The organism is Roseovarius atlanticus, assembly GCF_019802205.1.
GTDB lineage: Bacteria > Pseudomonadota > Alphaproteobacteria > Rhodobacterales > Rhodobacteraceae > Roseovarius > Roseovarius atlanticus_A.
The window spans coordinates 287,494-304,902 of the sequence record NZ_JAHVHQ010000004.1 but is presented as its reverse complement, the minus strand read 5'-3'; the positions used below and the strand labels follow the sequence as shown (position 1 = coordinate 304,902).

The 17,409-nt window shown below is 65.9% G+C and carries 24 protein-coding genes; 10 read left to right on the top strand and 14 right to left on the bottom strand.

Annotated features, from left to right (window positions below):
- Positions 1–3: 3 nt before the first annotated feature.
- From lepB to folK, 10 genes are all read right to left on the bottom strand, one after another.
- Positions 4–843 carry a signal peptidase I gene (lepB, locus tag KUV49_RS18120; RefSeq protein WP_222452364.1) on the bottom strand — a complete coding sequence of 280 codons (840 nt, stop codon included), beginning with the start codon at positions 841–843 and terminating at the stop codon, positions 4–6.
- An 84-nt stretch (positions 844–927) separates the two neighbouring features.
- The gene (acpS, locus tag KUV49_RS18115; RefSeq protein WP_222452363.1) at positions 928–1,329 is read right to left on the bottom strand and encodes a holo-ACP synthase; all 402 of its coding nucleotides are present in this window, start codon (positions 1,327–1,329) and stop codon (positions 928–930) included.
- Positions 1,330–1,340: 11 nt separating this feature from the next.
- Positions 1,341–2,762, bottom strand: a complete 1,422-nt coding sequence (locus KUV49_RS18110; RefSeq protein WP_315899569.1) for an alpha/beta hydrolase — start codon at positions 2,760–2,762, stop codon at positions 1,341–1,343.
- Between the two features lie 2 nt (positions 2,763–2,764).
- Entirely contained in the window at positions 2,765–3,211 is a 447-nt protein-coding gene (locus tag KUV49_RS18105) for a hypothetical protein (protein WP_222452362.1), read from the bottom strand.
- A gap of 20 nt (positions 3,212–3,231) precedes the next feature.
- Positions 3,232–3,675 (bottom strand): ABZJ_00895 family protein, encoded by a 444-nt coding sequence (locus KUV49_RS18100; RefSeq protein WP_222452361.1) that lies wholly within the window; start codon positions 3,673–3,675, stop codon positions 3,232–3,234.
- Positions 3,672–4,442 carry a pyridoxine 5'-phosphate synthase gene (locus tag KUV49_RS18095; RefSeq protein WP_222452360.1) on the bottom strand — a complete coding sequence of 257 codons (771 nt, stop codon included), beginning with the start codon at positions 4,440–4,442 and terminating at the stop codon, positions 3,672–3,674. Before KUV49_RS18095 ends, KUV49_RS18100 begins: the two co-directional genes overlap by 4 nt.
- Positions 4,443–4,481: 39 nt before the next feature.
- Entirely contained in the window at positions 4,482–5,195 is a 714-nt protein-coding gene (locus tag KUV49_RS18090) for a DUF2062 domain-containing protein (RefSeq protein ID WP_152493784.1), read from the bottom strand.
- 19 nt (positions 5,196–5,214) lie between these two features.
- Entirely contained in the window at positions 5,215–7,359 is a 2,145-nt protein-coding gene (locus KUV49_RS18085; RefSeq protein WP_222452359.1) for a RelA/SpoT family protein, read from the bottom strand.
- 37 nt (positions 7,360–7,396) lie between these two features.
- Positions 7,397–7,750 carry a DNA-directed RNA polymerase subunit omega gene (gene rpoZ / locus KUV49_RS18080; RefSeq protein ID WP_057791126.1) on the bottom strand — a complete coding sequence of 118 codons (354 nt, stop codon included), beginning with the start codon at positions 7,748–7,750 and terminating at the stop codon, positions 7,397–7,399.
- Positions 7,751–7,824: 74 nt separating this feature from the next.
- Positions 7,825–8,391, bottom strand: a complete 567-nt coding sequence (folK, locus tag KUV49_RS18075) for a 2-amino-4-hydroxy-6-hydroxymethyldihydropteridine diphosphokinase (RefSeq protein ID WP_222452358.1) — start codon at positions 8,389–8,391, stop codon at positions 7,825–7,827.
- Positions 8,392–8,535: 144 nt separating this feature from the next.
- Here folK and KUV49_RS18070 point away from each other — a divergent pair, with 144 nt between their 5' ends.
- From KUV49_RS18070 to KUV49_RS18025, 10 genes are all read left to right on the top strand, one after another.
- On the top strand, positions 8,536–9,099 hold the full coding sequence (locus tag KUV49_RS18070) for an NYN domain-containing protein (RefSeq protein WP_152493787.1): 564 nt from the start codon (positions 8,536–8,538) through the stop codon (positions 9,097–9,099).
- Positions 9,100–9,223: 124 nt separating this feature from the next.
- Positions 9,224–10,174: a 4-hydroxy-3-methylbut-2-enyl diphosphate reductase gene (ispH, locus tag KUV49_RS18065; RefSeq protein WP_222452357.1), complete on the top strand. Its 951-nt coding sequence runs from the start codon at positions 9,224–9,226 to the stop codon at positions 10,172–10,174.
- Between the two features lie 208 nt (positions 10,175–10,382).
- A complete protein-coding gene (locus tag KUV49_RS18060) occupies positions 10,383–11,042 on the top strand; it encodes a lysophospholipid acyltransferase family protein (RefSeq protein WP_222452356.1) in 660 nt (219 codons plus the stop codon).
- A complete protein-coding gene (locus KUV49_RS18055; RefSeq protein WP_222452355.1) occupies positions 11,039–11,989 on the top strand; it encodes a phosphatidate cytidylyltransferase in 951 nt (316 codons plus the stop codon). The genes KUV49_RS18060 and KUV49_RS18055 overlap by 4 nt, the downstream gene beginning before the upstream one ends.
- The gene (locus tag KUV49_RS18050; protein WP_222452354.1) at positions 11,986–12,354 is read left to right on the top strand and encodes a hypothetical protein; all 369 of its coding nucleotides are present in this window, start codon (positions 11,986–11,988) and stop codon (positions 12,352–12,354) included. The genes KUV49_RS18055 and KUV49_RS18050 overlap by 4 nt, the downstream gene beginning before the upstream one ends.
- The gene (locus KUV49_RS18045) at positions 12,351–13,007 is read left to right on the top strand and encodes a CDP-alcohol phosphatidyltransferase family protein (RefSeq protein ID WP_222452353.1); all 657 of its coding nucleotides are present in this window, start codon (positions 12,351–12,353) and stop codon (positions 13,005–13,007) included. Before KUV49_RS18050 ends, KUV49_RS18045 begins: the two co-directional genes overlap by 4 nt.
- A gap of 61 nt (positions 13,008–13,068) precedes the next feature.
- Complete coding sequence (locus KUV49_RS18040) at positions 13,069–13,521, top strand: DUF3429 domain-containing protein (protein ID WP_152493792.1); 453 nt, start codon at positions 13,069–13,071, stop codon at positions 13,519–13,521.
- Positions 13,518–14,123, top strand: coding sequence for a class I SAM-dependent DNA methyltransferase (locus KUV49_RS18035; RefSeq protein WP_222452352.1), 606 nt, complete (start codon positions 13,518–13,520; stop codon positions 14,121–14,123). The genes KUV49_RS18040 and KUV49_RS18035 overlap by 4 nt, the downstream gene beginning before the upstream one ends.
- Positions 14,116–14,583: a ribonuclease HI gene (gene rnhA / locus KUV49_RS18030; protein WP_222452351.1), complete on the top strand. Its 468-nt coding sequence runs from the start codon at positions 14,116–14,118 to the stop codon at positions 14,581–14,583. The genes KUV49_RS18035 and rnhA overlap by 8 nt, the downstream gene beginning before the upstream one ends.
- Positions 14,580–15,203, top strand: coding sequence for a trimeric intracellular cation channel family protein (locus tag KUV49_RS18025; protein ID WP_222452350.1), 624 nt, complete (start codon positions 14,580–14,582; stop codon positions 15,201–15,203). Before rnhA ends, KUV49_RS18025 begins: the two co-directional genes overlap by 4 nt.
- A gap of 1 nt (position 15,204) precedes the next feature.
- On the opposite strand, the gene KUV49_RS18020 is transcribed toward KUV49_RS18025, so the two are convergent.
- From KUV49_RS18020 to def, 4 genes are all read right to left on the bottom strand, one after another.
- The gene (locus KUV49_RS18020; protein ID WP_222452349.1) at positions 15,205–15,444 is read right to left on the bottom strand and encodes a GlsB/YeaQ/YmgE family stress response membrane protein; all 240 of its coding nucleotides are present in this window, start codon (positions 15,442–15,444) and stop codon (positions 15,205–15,207) included.
- 28 nt (positions 15,445–15,472) lie between these two features.
- A complete protein-coding gene (locus KUV49_RS18015; protein ID WP_152493797.1) occupies positions 15,473–15,715 on the bottom strand; it encodes a hypothetical protein in 243 nt (80 codons plus the stop codon).
- Between the two features lie 272 nt (positions 15,716–15,987).
- The gene (fmt, locus tag KUV49_RS18010; protein ID WP_222452348.1) at positions 15,988–16,893 is read right to left on the bottom strand and encodes a methionyl-tRNA formyltransferase; all 906 of its coding nucleotides are present in this window, start codon (positions 16,891–16,893) and stop codon (positions 15,988–15,990) included.
- 17 nt (positions 16,894–16,910) lie between these two features.
- The gene (def, locus tag KUV49_RS18005) at positions 16,911–17,405 is read right to left on the bottom strand and encodes a peptide deformylase (RefSeq protein WP_222452347.1); all 495 of its coding nucleotides are present in this window, start codon (positions 17,403–17,405) and stop codon (positions 16,911–16,913) included.
- Positions 17,406–17,409: the final 4 nt, after the last annotated feature.

The following is a 17,409-nucleotide window of genomic DNA, read 5'->3' as shown; positions in this document are numbered from 1 at the left end:
GGCTCATTCCAGCTTCTCGAAGAAGCGGTCGCCGCGCCATGTCCAGAAGAACAGCATCGAGCGTCCCGCGGACGAGAACATCACCCGGTCCGCCCGGCCGATCAGGTTTTCGAACGGAACATACCCCACCCCACCCGGCGCGGTGAGCGGCGCGCGGCTGTCGGTGGAATTGTCGCGGTTGTCACCCATGAAGAAATAATGCCCCTCGGGCACCTCGTAGACGCCGGTGCTGTCGTATCGTTGCATGCCGACGTTCAGGATGCTGTGCGACACGCCGTTGGGCAGGGTCTCGATCTGCCGCTCTTTCTCGCAGATGCCCCCCACGCCCACGGCCCCGTTGGCACAGCGCGGCGTCTTGCCCAGCGGCCCCTGGGGTTCCAGCACTTCCTCGAAGGTTCCCGCATCTTCCAGTTCGACCGGCTCGCCGTTGATGTTCAGCACGCCGTTCTGCATCTGGATCCGGTCACCCGGCAGGCCCACGACCCGCTTGATGTAATCCGTGCCGTTGCTGGGATGGCGGAACACGATGATATCCCCGCGCTCCGGCTCGGACCCGAGAAGGCGCGTGTTGTCGCCATCGAGAAAGCCGCAGATGTTCTTGGCGTCGATATCCAGCCCGATCCGTTCGATCTTGATGTTCGGGCAGGAGGCATAGGAGTAGCCATAGGCGAACTTGTTGACGAACAGGAAATCCCCGATCAACAGCGTGTCTTTCATCGACCCGGACGGGATCCAGAAGGGCTGGAACAGGATCGTGCGGAAAATACCGGCGATCAGCAGTGCCCAGAAGACCGTCTTGACGGTTTCCCAGATCGCGCTCGATGTCTTGGATTCTTCGGCCATGCCTGTCTCCGATTGCTCTTCTGCGCTACATGCGGGGCGGGGGCACAGGTGTCAAGCCGCGCCGGCAAAGGCGACCCGGCGTCCTCAGCTTGCCGGCCGCGCCTCGATCACGACAAAGGCCTGCGCCCAGGGGTGATCGTCCGTCAGGGTGACGTGAATGATGGCCTCGTGCCCCTCCGGCGTCATTTCGGCCAGCCGATCGGCGGCCCAGCCGGTGACCGCCATCACCGGCTGCCCGGTGTCGAGGTTGCTCACCGCCATGTCCTTCCAGGCGATCCCCATCCGAAGTCCCGTCCCCAACGCCTTGGAACAGGCCTCCTTCGCGGCCCAGCGCTTGGCATAGGTGCCCGCCACGTCCTTGCGGCGTTCGGACTTGCGTTGCTCCACTTCCGTGAAAACCCGGTTGCGAAAGCGGTCGCCGAACCGTTCCAGCGTACCGGCGATCCGATCTATATTGGCCAGGTCCGTTCCGACGCCCAGGATCATGAATGCGCCCTTTATCCGGCTGAAAACAGCGGGAAACTTACACCCAAAGCCCAGGCAAGCGCCAGCCCCAGTCCAACGCCCGGCCCGATGGCGCCAAAGCGGCGCGCCGCCACACGTCCGATCCAGCCGAAACTGAGGAAGAACAGCACGATCACCGGCGCGATCAGAAGCAGAAAGAACAGCCCCTCGAAATCCACCGCCACCGCGATGGCCAGCGAGACAAGGAACCCGATTCGGGCCACCACGCGGCGGGCCGGTCCCGCACCGTGCACCGACCACGCGTCGGCCAGCATGAACGGCACCGCGCCAAGGGCCAGCGCTGCGATGATCCCCCACCGCTCCGGCACGGGCCAGAAATTGGCCCCGTACCGATCCAGCGCGAAGCCGAAAAGGCCCACGGTCCAAATCAGCACGAGGACCCCTCCCGTGACACTGAACGCGCCGGGTCGCGCGCCCGTGAACCACAGAACGGCTAGCTGGATCACGCCATAGATCAACAGGTGCAGCGCCAGGTAATCCGCCACCAGAACGGGCAGAACCTGCGTTTCCACCGGCGCCGCCAGCACCGGGGTGACAAGCATCGGCGCACAGACCACACCGGCGAACCGCCGCCATGATAGGGCAGTCGCCGAGACCTTTCTTGCCGGAAACAACTGCAGAACGGGCGCGAACAGCATCGTGATTGCCGCCAGCACCCCGATCAGCGCCCAGCCTGTCTGCGGCACGGGCACCTTCGCGTCCCGCCCGTAATATGTATCCAGCCAGTCGAGCGTTGCTTGTCGCCCCGCACGCGAGTGCAGGATCGCCACGTGCTCCACCGCCGGGGCAACCATGGCCTCGCGTCGCACGCCGGTCGCGGCCTCCGCCACCGCATCAGCCGCGAACCCCTGCAAGCGCGGCTCCCACGCGCCGGTGATCATCAGCACGTCATCGGGCGCCTCGGCCGTAATCGCGCCGGAAAAGGTGGCCAGCAACACCAGCGGCCCGACACCTTCGGCCTCGCGCGCCGCCCGCACCAGCACATCCGTGGCCATGGAATGCCCGACCAGCGCGATGTCGCCTTCGTTCGTGCGCGCGGCGTCGATCACCTCCAGGGTCTGGTTCACCAACAGCCGCGTGGTGCCGTCCACCGCCGTGACATCCCCCGACATCGGCTGCGGGTGCCGACCGTGGCCCAGGAAATCGAAGGCATAAACCCGGTACCCGGCCTGCGCCAGCACCAGGCCATAGCCCTGCATCATCTGCCGCGATCCGGCAAAGCCGTGGGCCATGACGACCGCCGGCCCGGTATTCTCCACGCCCCAGATCGTCACCGGGGTCGGCCCCACCCGCATCTCGTCGATTTCGACCCCGCCTCGCGCGGCCTCCAGCGTCCACAGCGCCCACGCCCCGAGAACCAACGCGGCGAGCGTGCGCCACCGCAACCACCGCACCGTCACTGCAGGCTGGCGCCAATCCCGCCGGTCGCCTGGTTCAGGGTAAATCGCAATGTCCGGTCCTCAGGGCCCACGGCGCCCATCACCTCGACCGCAATCTCGAAGGTCAGCCCGACGACAGGATCGTATGTCGCGTCCAGCGTCGAAAAATCCGCGTTCGAAAACCCGCTCGTGTCGTGGTGGCTCAGAACCCGGCATTGCCGCGCGCCCAGTTCATCGTATGGCGGCGACAGGATCAGGACATGCACCGCCGTCGCCGCCGGCTCCAGCGTATCCAGCAGCGCGACGCGCACCTTGCCGTCCGAAAAGGTCCGGCTGTGCTCCTCCCAAGGCTCGACAATCGACGCGGCACTGCTGCGCCAGTCACATACGCCGACCTCCTGTGCCAGCGTCATCGCAGGCGCCATGGCCATCGCCAGCGCCACCGCCGCGAAACCACGCTTCATCTTCGCCGCGCCCCCGCCCGTCATTTCACACCCCGTTCCTCACGGGCCCTGTCGCGGCTCATCGTGTTGCCCGCGCCGATGCCGAAGAAAAAGCGGTTGGCCAGCAGGTAACCGCCCGCATACATCAACAGCAGCGTCACGAATTGCTGCGAGCCCGGCACGGCGATGGCCAGCTTGGCGAACTCGGGCGCGACGCCGGGTCCCGCATAGGCCAGCGCCACGTTCAGCGCCGTGGCAACGAGCGTTCCGACGCAGGCAAAACTCCAGGCCCGACGCGCGCCGGGCAAAGCCGCGTGCCGGCGCACGTATTGCTGCCCTTCGATCAGCGCGGCGATCATCGCCGGCACGATGATCTGCGCCGCCGAGCCCAGCATCTCGTCCTTGGTGATCCCCAACTGGCGCACCACCTGGGACACGCCGATGGCCACGGCCAGAAAGACGGCGCTGTAACGCAGCCAGATCATCCGGCGATGCGCTGCGGATCCGCCCGCGCCTCATCCATCAGGCGCCGCATTTCCCCGATCGCCGGCTCCAGCCCGCGAAAGATCGCCTCGCCAATCAGGAAATGTCCGATATTGAGCTCCATGACCTCCGGAAACGCCGCCACCGGCTGCACCGTCTCATAGGTCAGACCGTGACCCGCGTGCACTTCCAGCCCCAGCGAATCGGCAAAGGCCGACATCTCCCTCAGGGCGGCCAGTTCCCTGTCCCGCGTCTGAAAATTACCCTCGGCATGGGCATCGCAATAGGCCCCGGTATGCAGCTCGATCACCTCGGCCCCGATCCGGTGCGCCGCCTCGATCTGGCGGCGGTCCGCGGCGATGAAGATCGACACGCGGCACCCCGCCTCGCGCAGCGGCGCGATGAAATGCGCCAGCCGGTTTTCCTCGCGCGCCACCTCCAGCCCGCCCTCGGTCGTGCGCTCCTCGCGTTTTTCGGGCACCAGACAAACCGCGTGCGGCTTGTGGCGCAGGGCGATTTTTTGCATTTCCTCGGTCGCGGCCATCTCGAAGTTCAGGGGCCCCTTCAGCGCCGCCATCAGCCCGTCGATATCCGCGTCCGAGATATGCCTGCGGTCCTCGCGCAGATGTGCGGTGATCCCGTCCGCCCCTGCCTCCTCGGCCAGTTTGGCGGCGCGTACCGGATCGGGGGTGGCGCCGCCGCGGGCATTCCTCACCGTCGCCACATGGTCGATATTCACGCCAAGGCGCAGTTTTCCGGCATCACTCATGACATCCTCCAGAGCAAGGGTAACGACTCGTCCCTGACCCTAGTGCTTCTCGGGCTCCGCGTCAGCCTTGTCATTGGCGCCATCCCTGGCCTTCTTTGCCGCGGCCTTCTCGGCAGCCTTCTCCGCCGCCTTTTCGCGGATCGCGGCCAGCTTGGCCTTGAGCATGCCCTTGCGCCGGTTCTGATAGGCCTGGATCAGCGGCAGGCTGACATAATAGCAGGTCAGGCCGGCGATGGTTCCGGGGATCAGTCCGCCGACCATGTAGGGAAAGAACACCTCATCGTAAAAGACGGTCAGCCGGCTCCAGTCGGCGCTTTGCTCGTTGAAGATCGCCCAAAGGTTGTCTTTCAGGTCCCGCCCCGCATCGACGAACTTGCTACCGAGCGTGCCATGCGCCTCAAGGTCGGGATTGTTGCGCAGCCCGAGCATGAAATATCCGGTCTGCAGCGAAGACGCGCCGATGAAGACAAAGGTCAGCGGGTTGCCGAAGAAGGTCGACAGGAGCGCAGCCACGATGTTGCCGCGCAAGATCGACGCCACCACGGCGGCCAGAAGAAAGTGCAGCCCGAAGAACGGCGAAAAGCTGACGAAGACCCCGGCGAAAACCCCCCGGGCGATTCGGTGCGGCGGGTCGGGCAGACGCCTGACGCGGTGCCGCACGTAGTGGAACGCCCGCGTCCAGCCGGATCTCGGCCAGAGAAACCGTAACGTGGCCTTCCACCAAGGCAGTCTGTCACGGCGTTTGAAAACCACGGGGCGCGGCTCCTCTGGGTCAGCTCTGTTCCGTTCCGCCACTGGCCGCCAGCCGGCCGGGGTCGCGGAACCGTTCCACCGTGGCTACATCGCTTTCCGCATCCAGCACCGAGATGACGCCATGCAGATGTTCCGCGTCGCGCAGCTCGACATCTATCAGCAGCCGGTAAAAGTCCGGTTTGCGATCCACGAATGTCAGGTCCGAGATATTGGCCTTCTGCTCTCCGATCAACGTGCAAATACGTCCCAGTACCCCCGCATCGTTGCCGATCGTCACATCCAGCGTCGCCTCGTAGACGGCAGCATGCGTGCCGCCGTGCCATTGCAGGTCCATCCAGCGCTCGGGCTGTTCCTCGTAACGCTGCAGATTCTCGCAGTCGATCGAATGGACCACCACGCCCTTTCCGCGATAGGTGATGCCGACAATCCGTTCCCCCGGCAACGGCTGACAGCATGGCGCCCGGTCAAAGCGCTGATCCGGTTCCAGACCGATCACCGCGCGATCCAGCGCCACCTCGTTGCCCGTGTCCGGGGCCAGGTCGGGATACACCGCGTTCAGAACGCGGCTGGTGGTCAACTCGGCACTTCCCAGCCGGGCCAGAACCTCGTCACGCCCCTTCAGGCGCAGGGTCTTGGCGGCACGTTCCAGCGCCTTGTCGGTGGGCTTCTTGCCCACATGCTCGAACGCCGCGCGCGCCAGTTCGCGTCCCAACCGGATGTAACGGTCCCGGTCGACCTCGCGCAGGGCCCGTCGAATGGCGGCGCGCGCCTTGCCCGTCGTGGCGATATCCAGCCACGTCGCCTGCGGTGTCTGCCCGTCGGCGGTGATCACCTCCACGGACTGGCCGTTCTTGATCCGGGTCCACAGCGGCACGCGCATCCCATCGACCTTGGCGCCGACACAGCCATTGCCGATTCGCGTGTGGATGGCATATGCGAAATCGATCGGCGTCGCCCCGCGTGGCAGCTTCACCACGTCTCCCTTCGGCGTGAAGCAGAACACCTGGTCGGCGTACATTTCCAGCTTCACGGCTTCCAGGAACTCGTCGTGGTCCTCCTCGCTGTCGAACTGCTCGGTAAGGCTCGAAATCCACTTGGCCGGGTCGACGGCAAACGGGTTCTCCGCCGGCACGCCGTCGCGGTAGGACCAATGCGCCGCCACGCCCGTCTCGGCCACCTCGTGCATCTGGCGGGTGCGCAACTGCACCTCCACCAGCTTGCCGTCGCGGCCCGACACCGTGGTATGGATCGAGCGATACCCGTTCGACTTGGGCTGGCTGATATAATCCTTGAACCGCCCCGGCACCGCCCGCCAGCGGCGATGGATCACGCCCAGCACGCGGTAACAGTCATCCTCGGAAGCGGTGATGATGCGGAAACCGTAAATGTCGCTCAGCCGGGAAAAGCCCATCTCCTTTTCCTGCATCTTGCGCCAGATCGAATAGGGTTTCTTGGCCCGCCCCAGGATCTCGGCCTTGATCCCGGCCTCCTGCAATTCCAGCCGCATGTCGCCGGTGATCCGCTCGATCACGTCGCCTGCCTCGCGCTGCAGCGTGATGAACCGCCGCATGATCGACGCGCGCGCCTCGGGGTTGATCACGCGGAACGCCAGGTCTTCTAGCTCTTCGCGCATCCACTGCATGCCCATCCGGCCGGCCAGGGGCGCGAAGATATCCATCGTCTCGCGCGCCTTCTTCAGCTGCTTTTCGGGCCGCATCGCGCGGATCGTGCGCATGTTGTGCAGCCGGTCGGCCAGCTTCACCAGGATCACGCGCATGTCCTTCGACATCGCCATGAACAGCTTGCGGAAATTCTCGGCCTGCTGGGTCTCGGTGCTCGACAGCTGCAGGTTGGTCAGCTTGGTCACGCCGTCCACGAGGTCGGCGATCTCTCCCCCGAACCGCTCGGCCACCGCGTTGTACGACGCGCGCGTATCCTCGATCGTGTCGTGAAGCAGGGCCGTGATGATGGTCGCGTCATCCAGCCGCTGTTCCGTCAGGATGGCGGCGACCGCCACCGGATGACTGAAATAGGGCTCCCCGGAGTGCCGCGTCTGGCCCTCGTGCATCTCCATTCCGAACGCATAGGCGTCGCGGATCAGATCGCTATGGCTCTTCGGATTATAGGCGCGGACAAGATCGACAAGCGTATCAGCACCAATCATCTGGTCCGCTTTCCATCACCCGTCCGCGCGCAGGGGTTCAGCCCTGGCCCTGCGCCTCCATCAGCGCACGCAGCAGTTTTTCTTCCGACATGTCGTCGTCGGCCGGCTTCTCGGCTTCCTCGCCCATCAGCAGCGCCATGGAATCGTCTTCCGGCTCGTCGACCTCGATCTGGCTCTGGTTCGATTCGATCAGCCGCTCGCGCAGGTCGTCGGCACCTTGCGTCTCCTCGGCGATCTCACGCAGCGCCACGACCGGGTTCTTGTCGTTGTCGCGGTCCACGGTGATCGGCGACCCCGACGAGATCTCGCGCGCGCGGTGTGCCGCCAGCATCACCAGGTCGAAGCGGTTCGGAACTTTATCAACGCAGTCTTCTGTGGTTACGCGCGCCATGGGGCCTCCGGATAGGGCAAAGTCTCAAGAAGCCCTTCATTTAAAGCCTCGGGCAGGTGTTTACAAGCACAGAATCAGTCCAGCGCCCGCACCTCTGCCCGGGCGTCGGCGGGCAGGTCCGCCAGCATCGCCGCCACGCTGCGTTCCAGCACCGGATGCACCCAATCGGACGCGACGTCATTCAGCGGCACCAGAACGAAAGCCCGCTCATGCATCCGCGGATGCGGCAGGATCAGGTTTTCGGGGGTCCGCCGCATCTGCTGTTCCAGCGGCAGCGCGCGCCAGGCCTCGAACGTGGCCCGGTCCGGCAGGACCTGCGCACCTGCCGCCAGCAGGTCCAGATCCAGCGTGCGCTGGCCCCAGCGCTGCTGCCGCGCCCGTCCGAACGCGGATTCGATTTCGTGTAAAAGTTGTAACATTTCCGCAGGATCGCCGTCGAAGGCCAGAACGGCGGCGGCGTTCACGTAATCCGGCCCCGCCCCCGCGGGAAAACAGGGCGTTTCATACAGGCGGCTGACTGCCACGACGCGCGCGCCCGCCTTTGGCAACTGGGCCAGCGCCGCGCGCAGGGTCGCTTCCGGCGCCCCCGTATCGGACGGCAAATTCCCGCCCAATGCTATCAGGAATAGTTGCTCAGGCATGTGACCGACTTATCCTCTATACAATCTAAACGCTTGCGTAGCGCAAACTAAACTCCTAGGTACACCGACTAGTCCTGTCCGGTTTCAAATCCACTCCATTAGTACACCGACGCGGCAGGGCAAACACACTCGGAAGGACATTTTATGTTTTACAAGGACGAGCGGCTCGCGCTGTTCATCGACGGTTCGAACTTGTACGCTGCGGCCAAGGCGCTCGGGTTCGATATCGATTACAAGCTGCTGCGAACGGAATTCATGCGTCGTGGCAAGCTTTTGCGAGCCTTCTACTACACGGCGCTGCTGGAAAACGACGACTACTCTCCGATCCGCCCGCTTGTCGACTGGCTCAACTACAACGGTTTCACCATGGTCACCAAGCCGGCCAAGGAATACACCGACAGCCAGGGCCGCCGTAAGGTCAAGGGCAACATGGACATCGAATTGACGGTGGACGCCATGGAGCTTGCGCCTCGGATCGACCACATCGTTCTGTTCTCCGGCGATGGCGATTTCCGCCCGCTGGTCGAAAGCCTTCAACGCCAGGGCGTCCGCGTATCCGTGGTCTCCACCATCCGCAGCCAACCGCCGATGATCTCCGACGACCTGCGCCGCCAGGCCGACAACTTCATCGAACTCGAAGACCTCAAGGAGGTCATCGGACGCCCGCCGCGCGAAGATTCGCAAGAGCGTCAGCAAGCCTCGGCCTGAACGAGCCGCTAGGTAAGAGGGGCCGGGGGCAGCCGAAAGCGGCCGCACCTCGCGCCCCGATTTGCCAGCCCCCACTGGACGCCGCACGCCGCAACCCTTACGTCTTGAGGGAACAGGAGTGTCCATGACCAAACCGCCCCTCACCCTCTATCTCGCAGCCCCGCGCGGCTTTTGCGCCGGGGTCGACCGCGCCATCAAGATCGTCGAGATGGCCCTCGGGAAATGGGGCGCGCCGGTCTATGTCCGGCACGAGATCGTGCATAACAAGTACGTGGTGGACGACCTGCGCGCAAAGGGTGCGGTCTTTGTCGAAGAGCTCGACGAATGCCCCGACGACCGCCCGGTGATCTTTTCGGCGCATGGCGTGCCCAAGGCGGTCCCGGCCGAGGCCGCGTCGCGCGAAATGGTTTATGTCGATGCGACCTGCCCGCTCGTCTCCAAGGTCCATATCGAGGCCGAGCGCCACGCCGCGAACGGGCTGCAGATCATCATGATCGGCCATGCCGGCCACCCCGAGACCATCGGCACGATGGGCCAGCTGCCCACCGGCGACGTGTTGCTCGTCGAAACGCCCGAAGACGTGGCCCGGGTCGAAGTGCGCGATCCCGCGCGTCTCGCTTTCGTGACGCAGACCACGCTGTCTGTCGACGACACCGCCGATATCGTCCTGGCGCTCCAGGCCCGATTCCCCGACATCGTCGGCCCCCACAAGGAAGACATCTGCTATGCCACCACCAACCGGCAGGAGGCGGTAAAGGCGATGGCCGAAAAGGCCGAGGCGATGCTGGTTGTCGGCGCGCCCAACTCCTCCAACTCCAAACGCCTGGTCGAGGTCGGCGCCCGCGCGGGCTGTTCCTACGCGCAGCTGGTCCAGCGCGCCGCGGATATCGACTGGCGCGCGCTTGACGGCATCACCACCATGGGCATCACGGCAGGCGCTTCGGCACCCGAAGTGCTGATCAACGAGGTCATCGACGCCTTTCGCGACCGTTTCGACGTGACCATCGAACAGGTCGAAACCGCGCAGGAAAACGTCGAATTCAAGGTCCCACGGGTCCTGCGCGAACCCGCCTGAAAGACTTGTCCGCTTCGGCATTCCGTCGGCGGAACGCGCTGGTCCCTCAGCCTTCTACCCGCGCCACACCGCCGGGCTATGGCACGACGCGGCACTCCGCGCAGCCCGTCCCGGGCCTGACCCGGGACCTCTTCGCCGGGGTCAGGATTTCCTGTCTTCCCAATTCACCCCGTAACTGTAGGCTGCCCCGAAAGACGGGACCCATCACGTGACACGCAGCTTCCTTGCCTGGTTGACCGGCAGCGCCATCACCACATTCGCGCGGCTTATCACGGCCGTTCGCGCCGTATGGGACGGCTCCGAGCCCGAACCCGTCCAGCGGGTCTATTTCGCGAACCACACATCCAACGGCGATTTCATACTGATCTGGACGGTCCTGCCCCCGAACCTGCGCCGCGGGACACGCCCGGTTGCCGGCGCGGATTACTGGCTCGAATCCCCGCTCAAGACCTTCATCGGCCGCGATGTCTTCAACGCGGTCCTGATCGACCGCAACAACGAGACCCGGAACGAGGATCCGATGAAGCTCATCCTCGAAGGACTCGACACCGGCGCCTCGCTCATCCTCTTCCCCGAGGGCACGCGCAACACCACCGACAAACCCCTCCTGCCGTTCAAGAGCGGGCTCTACAACATCTCCGACGCCCGCCCCGAGGTGGACCTGGTCCCGGTCTGGATCGACAACCTCAACGACGTCATGCCCAAGGGCAAGCTGGTGCCGATCCCGCTTCTGTGCACCGTCACCTTCGGTGCGCCGATCCGCGTCGCGCCCGGCGAGGACCGCAAGGATTTCCTCAAGCGGGCCGAAACCGCCCTGCTGGCCCTCGCCCCGGCCGATGACGCACCGGCAGAGGAGGCCCGGGCATGAACGAAACGCACGCGGATTTCCTGACCCTGCTGGCGGGCATCATCGGCATTCTCATCGTCGCCAGCGGCATCGGCTACGTGCTCAAGCAGCGCATCGCGCCGGATGGCTCCAACGCCACGATCGAGAACCTCAACGCCCGCATCCTCGCCTGGTGGGGCATGACGGCGTTCCTCGCCGTGGCCTTCCTCGCCGGGCGCGGCGGGGTGATCGCGCTTTTCGCCTTCACCTCCTTCGCCGCCCTGCGCGAATTCGTGACGCTGACCACTCGCCGCGCGTCCGACCACTGGGCCATCGCCTGCGCCTTCTTCGTGATCCTGCCGGCGCAATACTGGCTCATCTGGGACGAATGGTACGGCATGTGGTCGCTCCTGATCCCGGTCTACGCCTTCCTCATCCTGCCCATCATCGCGGTGCTGCACGGCGACAGCCGCAATTTCCTCGTCCGCATCAGCCAGATGCAATGGGCGCTGATGATCTGCGTCTTCTGCGCCAGCCACGTGCCCGCGCTCCTCTTCCTCGACATCCCCGGCTTCGAGGCGCGCAACGTCCTGCTCATCGCCTTCCTCATCGTGGTGGTCCAGCTGTCGGACGTCCTGCAATACACCTGGGGCAAGCTCTTCGGCCGCCATCCCGTCGCGCCCTCGCTTTCGCCCTCCAAGACCTGGGAAGGGCTGATCGGCGGTGTCGCCTCTGCCACCCTGATCGGCACCGCGCTGTTCTGGATCACGCCGTTCACGCCCTTGCAGGCGGCGGGCATGTCCCTCGTCATCACGCTCGCCGGGTTCTTCGGCGGGCTGGTCATGTCGGCCATCAAGCGCGACCGGGGCGTCAAGGACTGGGGCCACATGATCGCCGGTCACGGCGGCTTCATCGACCGGCTCGATTCCGTCGTCTTCTCGGCCCCGCTCTTCTTTCACCTGACCCGGTACTACTGGTCGCTGACATGAGCCTGCTGCGCTCGAATCTGGCGCACATGGCGGGCGGCTTCGTGCTGATGGGCGGCTGGGCGGTCTTTGCCAACGCGGCGCACCCGATGCCCGCACCCTTGGTCTCCGGCATCGCGCAGGGCGTTCTCTCGGCCACGATCACGCTTGCCCTGAAAGCGGTGATCGAACACCTGCTGCCGCGCATCTCGGGCCTGCCCGGCCTGATCCTGCCGCCGCTTGCCTGCGCGGCCATATCGATCACGCTGCTGTCGCTCGCGCACCGCGCCGTCGGCACGCCGGAAATCGCGGCGACGCTCGCCCTGCCCGTGACCGTCGCCACCAGCTACGCCGCGCTTTACAACTACCGCCTGAGGCACGCCCCATGACCGACACCCGCCGCCCCCTGAGCAGCCGCGACACCGGCTGGGCCCGCCGCACCGCCCGCTGGCTCAGCCGCACATCGCTTACACCCAACCGTATCAGCCAAGGGTCGATCCTCTTCGCGGCGCTGGCCTGCCTCGCCTTCTGGGCCTCCGCCCACACGGGCACGACCGCCGCCATCGTCCTGCTGCTTCTCGCCGCGCTCGGCTGTCAGCTGCGCCTGCTCTGCAACCTATTCGACGGGATGGTCGCCGTCGAAGGCGGCAAGTCCGAACCCGATGGCCCCTTCTGGAACGAGGCCCCGGACCGCGCCGCCGACCTTCTGATCCTGACCGGCGCGGGGCTGGCCACCGGGCAACCCGCACTCGGCCTGCTGGGCGGAGCATTGGCCATCGCTACCGCCTATATCCGCGAACTGGGCCGCGCCGAGGGGCTGGGTTCGGATTTCTCTGGCCCCTTCGCAAAGCCACAGCGAATGGCCGCGATCACCGCCGGTGCGGTCCTGTCGGCCATCGAACTGGGGCTGTTCGACACGCGCCACGCCCTGCTCGTGGCCCTGATCGTGACCGCGCTTGGCACCGGCACCACCGCCCTTACCCGCTCCGCCCGTCTGATCCGCGCGCTGAAACGCAGGGCGCGCGACATGTCTGACACTTGATCCCGCCCGGGCGGCCTTCTAAACCAACTCCGACGCTTGCAGCCAAGGACCGCCCCGCCCCGTGAACGAGATCCCCCGCACTCCGCTGATCCTGGCATTGGCCGGCCTCCTGCCGTTCCTGTGGAGCGCCCTGACCGTGCTCTGGCCCGATCTGGCGATCTGGACCCAGCGCGTGGTCGGCCCCCGCTTCGTCGGTCCTTACGTGGGGCTGTTCTACGGCGCGGTGATCCTCAGCTTCATGTCCGGCGTGCTCTGGGGCTTTGCCACCCGCATGACCGGGCCTTCGGCCACCACCGGCTACGTGCTCTCGGTCATTCCCGCGCTCTGGGTGTTCTTCACCCAAGGCGGCGGCGCCTACAAGGCCGGGATCATGCTGATCGTCGGCTTCGCCGGCATCCTCGCGCTGGACTGGCTCTTTTGGCGCGACGGGGTGGCGCCGAACTGGTGGATGCGCCTGCGCCTGGTCATCACCGCCGTGGTCGTGCTCTGCCTCGTGATCGGCCTCACGCAATGAGCCACGACGACCAGACCATCCGGGTCTACGGGTCCGAGGCCGCGCGCTATGCCGACGTGACGAAGGATGCGGGCAAGGACCCTGTGCTGCGCCTCTTTCTCGACCATCTCGCCCCCGGCAGCAGCGTCCTCGACCTCGGCTGCGGCCCCGGCATCGCCTCGGGCATCATGGCCGCCGAAGGCCACGCGGTCACGGCCACCGACGCCACGCCGGAAATGGTCGTCCTCGCAGAGGCGCAACCGGGCGTGACCGCCCGGCTCGCCAAATTCGACGATGTCGACGAAGTCGCGGCTTATGACGCGATCTGGGCCAATTTCTCGCTCCTGCACGCGCCCCGCGCCGACCTTCCCCGCCATCTGGCCGCCCTCGTGACCGCGCTGAAACCCGGCGGACTTTTTCACATCGGCATGAAAACCGGCACCGGCGAACACCGCGACACGCTCGGACGGCTCTATACCTATGTCACCCAGACCGAGCTTTCCGACCTTCTGATCGCGGCGGGCCTGCACCCGGTCGAGACGCGCACCGGCGCCGACAAAGGCCTTGACGGCAGTCTGGCGGAATGGGTCACGATCCTTACAAGAAAGTCCGCTGATGACTGATCTTTTCGCCTATACCGACGGCGCCTGTTCCGGCAATCCCGGCCCCGGCGGCTGGGGCGCGCTGCTCCAGGCCAAGGACGGTGACACCGTCGTGAAGGAGCGCGAACTCAGTGGCGGCGAAGCCGAGACCACCAACAACCGGATGGAACTGCTCGCGGCCATCACCGCGCTCGAAACCCTGTCCAAGCCCACGCGCATCACCATCGTCACCGACAGCGCCTATGTGAAGAACGGCGTCACCGGCTGGATCCACGGCTGGAAGCGCAACGGCTGGAAAACCTCGAACAAGAAGCCGGTCAAGAATGTCGACCTCTGGCAACGTCTCGACGCCGCGGCCCAGCGGCACGACGTCACCTGGGAATGGGTCAAGGGCCATGCCGGCCATCCTGAAAACGAACGCGCCGACGAACTCGCCCGCGCCGGCATGGCACCGTTCAAGCCCGGCAAGGCCAGGTCATGACGGCCCTGTTCCTGCTGGACCACGCCTCGGTCCTGATCTTCGCGCTGACCGGCGCGCTGGTCGCGTCACGGGCGCAGCTCGACGTGGTGGGGTTTGCCTTCATCGCCTGCCTGACGGCGGTGGGCGGCGGCACGGTGCGCGACGTGCTTCTTGACCGCAACCCGGTCTTCTGGATCGCCAATCCCAGTTTCATCGCCACCGCCTGCGCCGCCGCGATCCTGATCTTCTTCACCGCGCATCTGTTCGAGAGCCGGTACCGCCTCCTGCTCTGGCTGGACAGCCTCGCGCTGGCCGTGGCCGTCCCGGCGGGAGTCGCCACCGCGATGGCGATGGCGCAACCGCTGCCCATCGTCGTGATCATGGGCATGGTCACCGGCTGCCTGGGCGGGCTGATGCGCGACGTGGTCTGCAACGAGGTGCCGCTGGTGCTGAAACAGGGCGAGCTTTACGTCACCGCCGCCTTCGCCGGCTCCCTTGCCGCCGTGGCAACCTCGCTGGTGACGCGGCAGGAACTGTTCATCCTGATCGCCTGCGCCGGCGTCACCTGGGCCCTGCGCGCCGGCTCGCTCGCCTTCGGCTGGCGCCTGCCGGCCTACCGCGCCCGGCCGCCGCGGCGCTAGGCTATTTCCGCGCCTTGTAAGCCTGATAGGCCCAGATCAGCACCAGCGCGCCCAGAACCGCGCCGACGATCCCGCCCAGCAGACCCAGAAAGGCCAGGATCCCTTGCAGGATCAGCCCGCCCAGCAAGGCGCCCGCCACGCCGATCCCGATGGTCATCAGCGGATCGGCGTCGATCCGCATGATACGCGTGGCCAGATACCCGGCGACGGCTCCGATGATGACGAGATAGATCAGTCCCATGCCACGTTCCCCTGTCAGCGGCTCCGTGTCACCGCTTCCGGCGCCAATGCGTCGGAATGATGATCAGCGCCCCGATGGACGAAAGGATCGCGTCCACCCCGGGTGCGCCAAAGCGAAAGCCAAACATGATTCGGATGAAATAGAACAGAAAGGCCCCGCCGACGCAGATGATGATGGATTGCAGGATGCCGTTGCGGGTAAAGCCGGATTTCTCGCTGATATAGCCGACGATCCCGGCGATCACCACTGTGCCGAACAGTTGCAGGAACATGAGACCTCGTTGCTCTGGTTGGTGCGATGCTGTCCTGTTTCAGAACCGGACGCAAGCGCGGGTCACCAGGTTTCGGACCGCGCAGGAGCAGTCCGACCGGGGCGAGGGACCAGCCCCTCGCGCTCCCCAAAGCGTTTTTCGAAAGACCGGCGAAGCGGCTTTCGGAAAATCGCGATACGACATTCGGACGTTGCGGGCGTTCTGCCCCCATCCCGGAACACGTGATCGGGGCAGAACGCTTTGGGATATTTATGGCCAGAGGAAAAGGCGGATCAGAGCCGGGTGCCCTTGCCCAGCGCCATGCCGCGCAGGAACTCCGCCGTTGCTTGCGGCCCCCGTCCGGCCTTTTGCAACCGCAGGACTTTCACCGCGCCGCTGCCGCAGGCAATTGTCAACGCGTCGTCGAGCACCTCGCCGGGCGCACCGCTGCCCGGGCCGATCCGCGAGGCGAGGAACTTGATCCGCGTGCCGTCGTGTTCGGTCCATGCGCCGGGGAAAGGCGAGAGACCACGGATCTGCCGGTCGACCTCCTCGGCGGGGCGCGTCCAGTCGATCCGCGCCTCGGCCTTGTCGATCTTGTCGGCATAGGTGACGCCGATCTCCGGCTGCGGCTCGGGCGTCAGGCCCTCCAGTCGCCCGAGCGCCGTCGTGATCGCCTCGGCCCCCATGCGGGACAAACGGTCATGCAGCGCGCCCGTGGTTTCCTCCGCGCCGATCGGCGTCTCCTGCCGCAGCAGCACCGGGCCCGTATCCAGCCCCGCCTCCATCTGCATGATGCAGACCCCGGTCCTGTCGTCCCCCGCCATGATCGCGCGGTGGATCGGCGCCGCCCCGCGCCAGCGCGGCAGCAGGCTGGCGTGGATATTGAGGCAGCCATGCCGCGGCGCATCGAGGATCGCTTGCGGCAGGATCAATCCATAGGCCACGACCACGGCCACGTCGGCATCGAGGCCGGCGAAGGCTTCTTGCGCGTCAGGGTCTTTCAGGCTGACCGGGTGGCGCACCGTCAGCCCCAGCGCATCGGCCCGCGCCTGCACCGGGCTGGGGCGATCTTTCTTGCCACGCCCCGCGGGCCTCGGCGGCTGGCAGTAAACCGCGGCAATCTCGTGCCCCGCCGCGACCAGCGCCTCGAGCACCGGCACCGAGAAGTCGGGCGTTCCCATGAAAACGAGGCGCATGGTTGTCTCCTGACCTGTCAGCGTTGCTTGGCCGCGCGGCGCAACAGCATGTCGCGCTTCACCTTGCTCAACCGATCAAAATACATCCTCCCGTTCAGATGATCGACCTGGTGCTGCACGCTGGTGGCCCAAAGCCCGACGAAATCCCGCTCCTCGACCTCACCTTCTGCATTCAGGAACCGGACGGTCACGGCGCGGGGGCGGCTGATCCTCGCGTGCACGCCGGGCAGATTCGGGCTGGCCTCGTCATGGTCGCGCATCTGCGCGCTGGCATGCAGGATCTCGGGGTTCGCCATGCGCACCGCCTGTCCGCGCGCATCGCTGGCATCGACCACCGCCAGCCGCTGCATCACGCCGATCTGCACAGCGGCCAGGCCCACGCCCGGCATCGCATCCATGGTGTCGATCATGTCGTCCCAGATCGCGCGCTCGGCATCGGTGACCGCCTCGACCGGGTCGGCGGGCCTGCGCAACCGCTTGTCCGGCCAGGGCACGAAAGGGCGCACGGCCACCGGC

Bases quoted from the DNA above. Each gene is read 5' to 3' on its own strand.
- KUV49_RS18085 (WP_222452359.1), bottom strand. From the start codon at position 7,359: ATGATTGGTGCTGATACGCTTGTCGATCTTGTCCGCGCCTATAATCCG.
- KUV49_RS18020 (WP_222452349.1), bottom strand. From the start codon at position 15,444: ATGGGACTGATCTATCTCGTCATCATCGGAGCCGTCGCCGGGTATCTG.
- KUV49_RS18095 (WP_222452360.1), bottom strand. From the start codon at position 4,442: ATGAGTGATGCCGGAAAACTGCGCCTTGGCGTGAATATCGACCATGTG.
- KUV49_RS18055 (WP_222452355.1), top strand. From the start codon at position 11,039: ATGAACGAAACGCACGCGGATTTCCTGACCCTGCTGGCGGGCATCATC.
- KUV49_RS18045 (WP_222452353.1), top strand. From the start codon at position 12,351: ATGACCGACACCCGCCGCCCCCTGAGCAGCCGCGACACCGGCTGGGCC.
- KUV49_RS18015 (WP_152493797.1), bottom strand. From the start codon at position 15,715: ATGTTCCTGCAACTGTTCGGCACAGTGGTGATCGCCGGGATCGTCGGC.
- rpoZ (WP_057791126.1), bottom strand. From the start codon at position 7,750: ATGGCGCGCGTAACCACAGAAGACTGCGTTGATAAAGTTCCGAACCGC.
- rnhA (WP_222452351.1), top strand. From the start codon at position 14,116: ATGACTGATCTTTTCGCCTATACCGACGGCGCCTGTTCCGGCAATCCC.
- KUV49_RS18050 (WP_222452354.1), top strand. From the start codon at position 11,986: ATGAGCCTGCTGCGCTCGAATCTGGCGCACATGGCGGGCGGCTTCGTG.
- KUV49_RS18035 (WP_222452352.1), top strand. From the start codon at position 13,518: ATGAGCCACGACGACCAGACCATCCGGGTCTACGGGTCCGAGGCCGCG.
- fmt (WP_222452348.1), bottom strand. From the start codon at position 16,893: ATGCGCCTCGTTTTCATGGGAACGCCCGACTTCTCGGTGCCGGTGCTC.
- KUV49_RS18070 (WP_152493787.1), top strand. From the start codon at position 8,536: ATGTTTTACAAGGACGAGCGGCTCGCGCTGTTCATCGACGGTTCGAAC.
- KUV49_RS18025 (WP_222452350.1), top strand. From the start codon at position 14,580: ATGACGGCCCTGTTCCTGCTGGACCACGCCTCGGTCCTGATCTTCGCG.
- KUV49_RS18105 (WP_222452362.1), bottom strand. From the start codon at position 3,211: ATGAAGCGTGGTTTCGCGGCGGTGGCGCTGGCGATGGCCATGGCGCCT.
- acpS (WP_222452363.1), bottom strand. From the start codon at position 1,329: ATGATCCTGGGCGTCGGAACGGACCTGGCCAATATAGATCGGATCGCC.
- ispH (WP_222452357.1), top strand. From the start codon at position 9,224: ATGACCAAACCGCCCCTCACCCTCTATCTCGCAGCCCCGCGCGGCTTT.
- KUV49_RS18100 (WP_222452361.1), bottom strand. From the start codon at position 3,675: ATGATCTGGCTGCGTTACAGCGCCGTCTTTCTGGCCGTGGCCATCGGC.
- lepB (WP_222452364.1), bottom strand. From the start codon at position 843: ATGGCCGAAGAATCCAAGACATCGAGCGCGATCTGGGAAACCGTCAAG.
- folK (WP_222452358.1), bottom strand. From the start codon at position 8,391: ATGCCTGAGCAACTATTCCTGATAGCATTGGGCGGGAATTTGCCGTCC.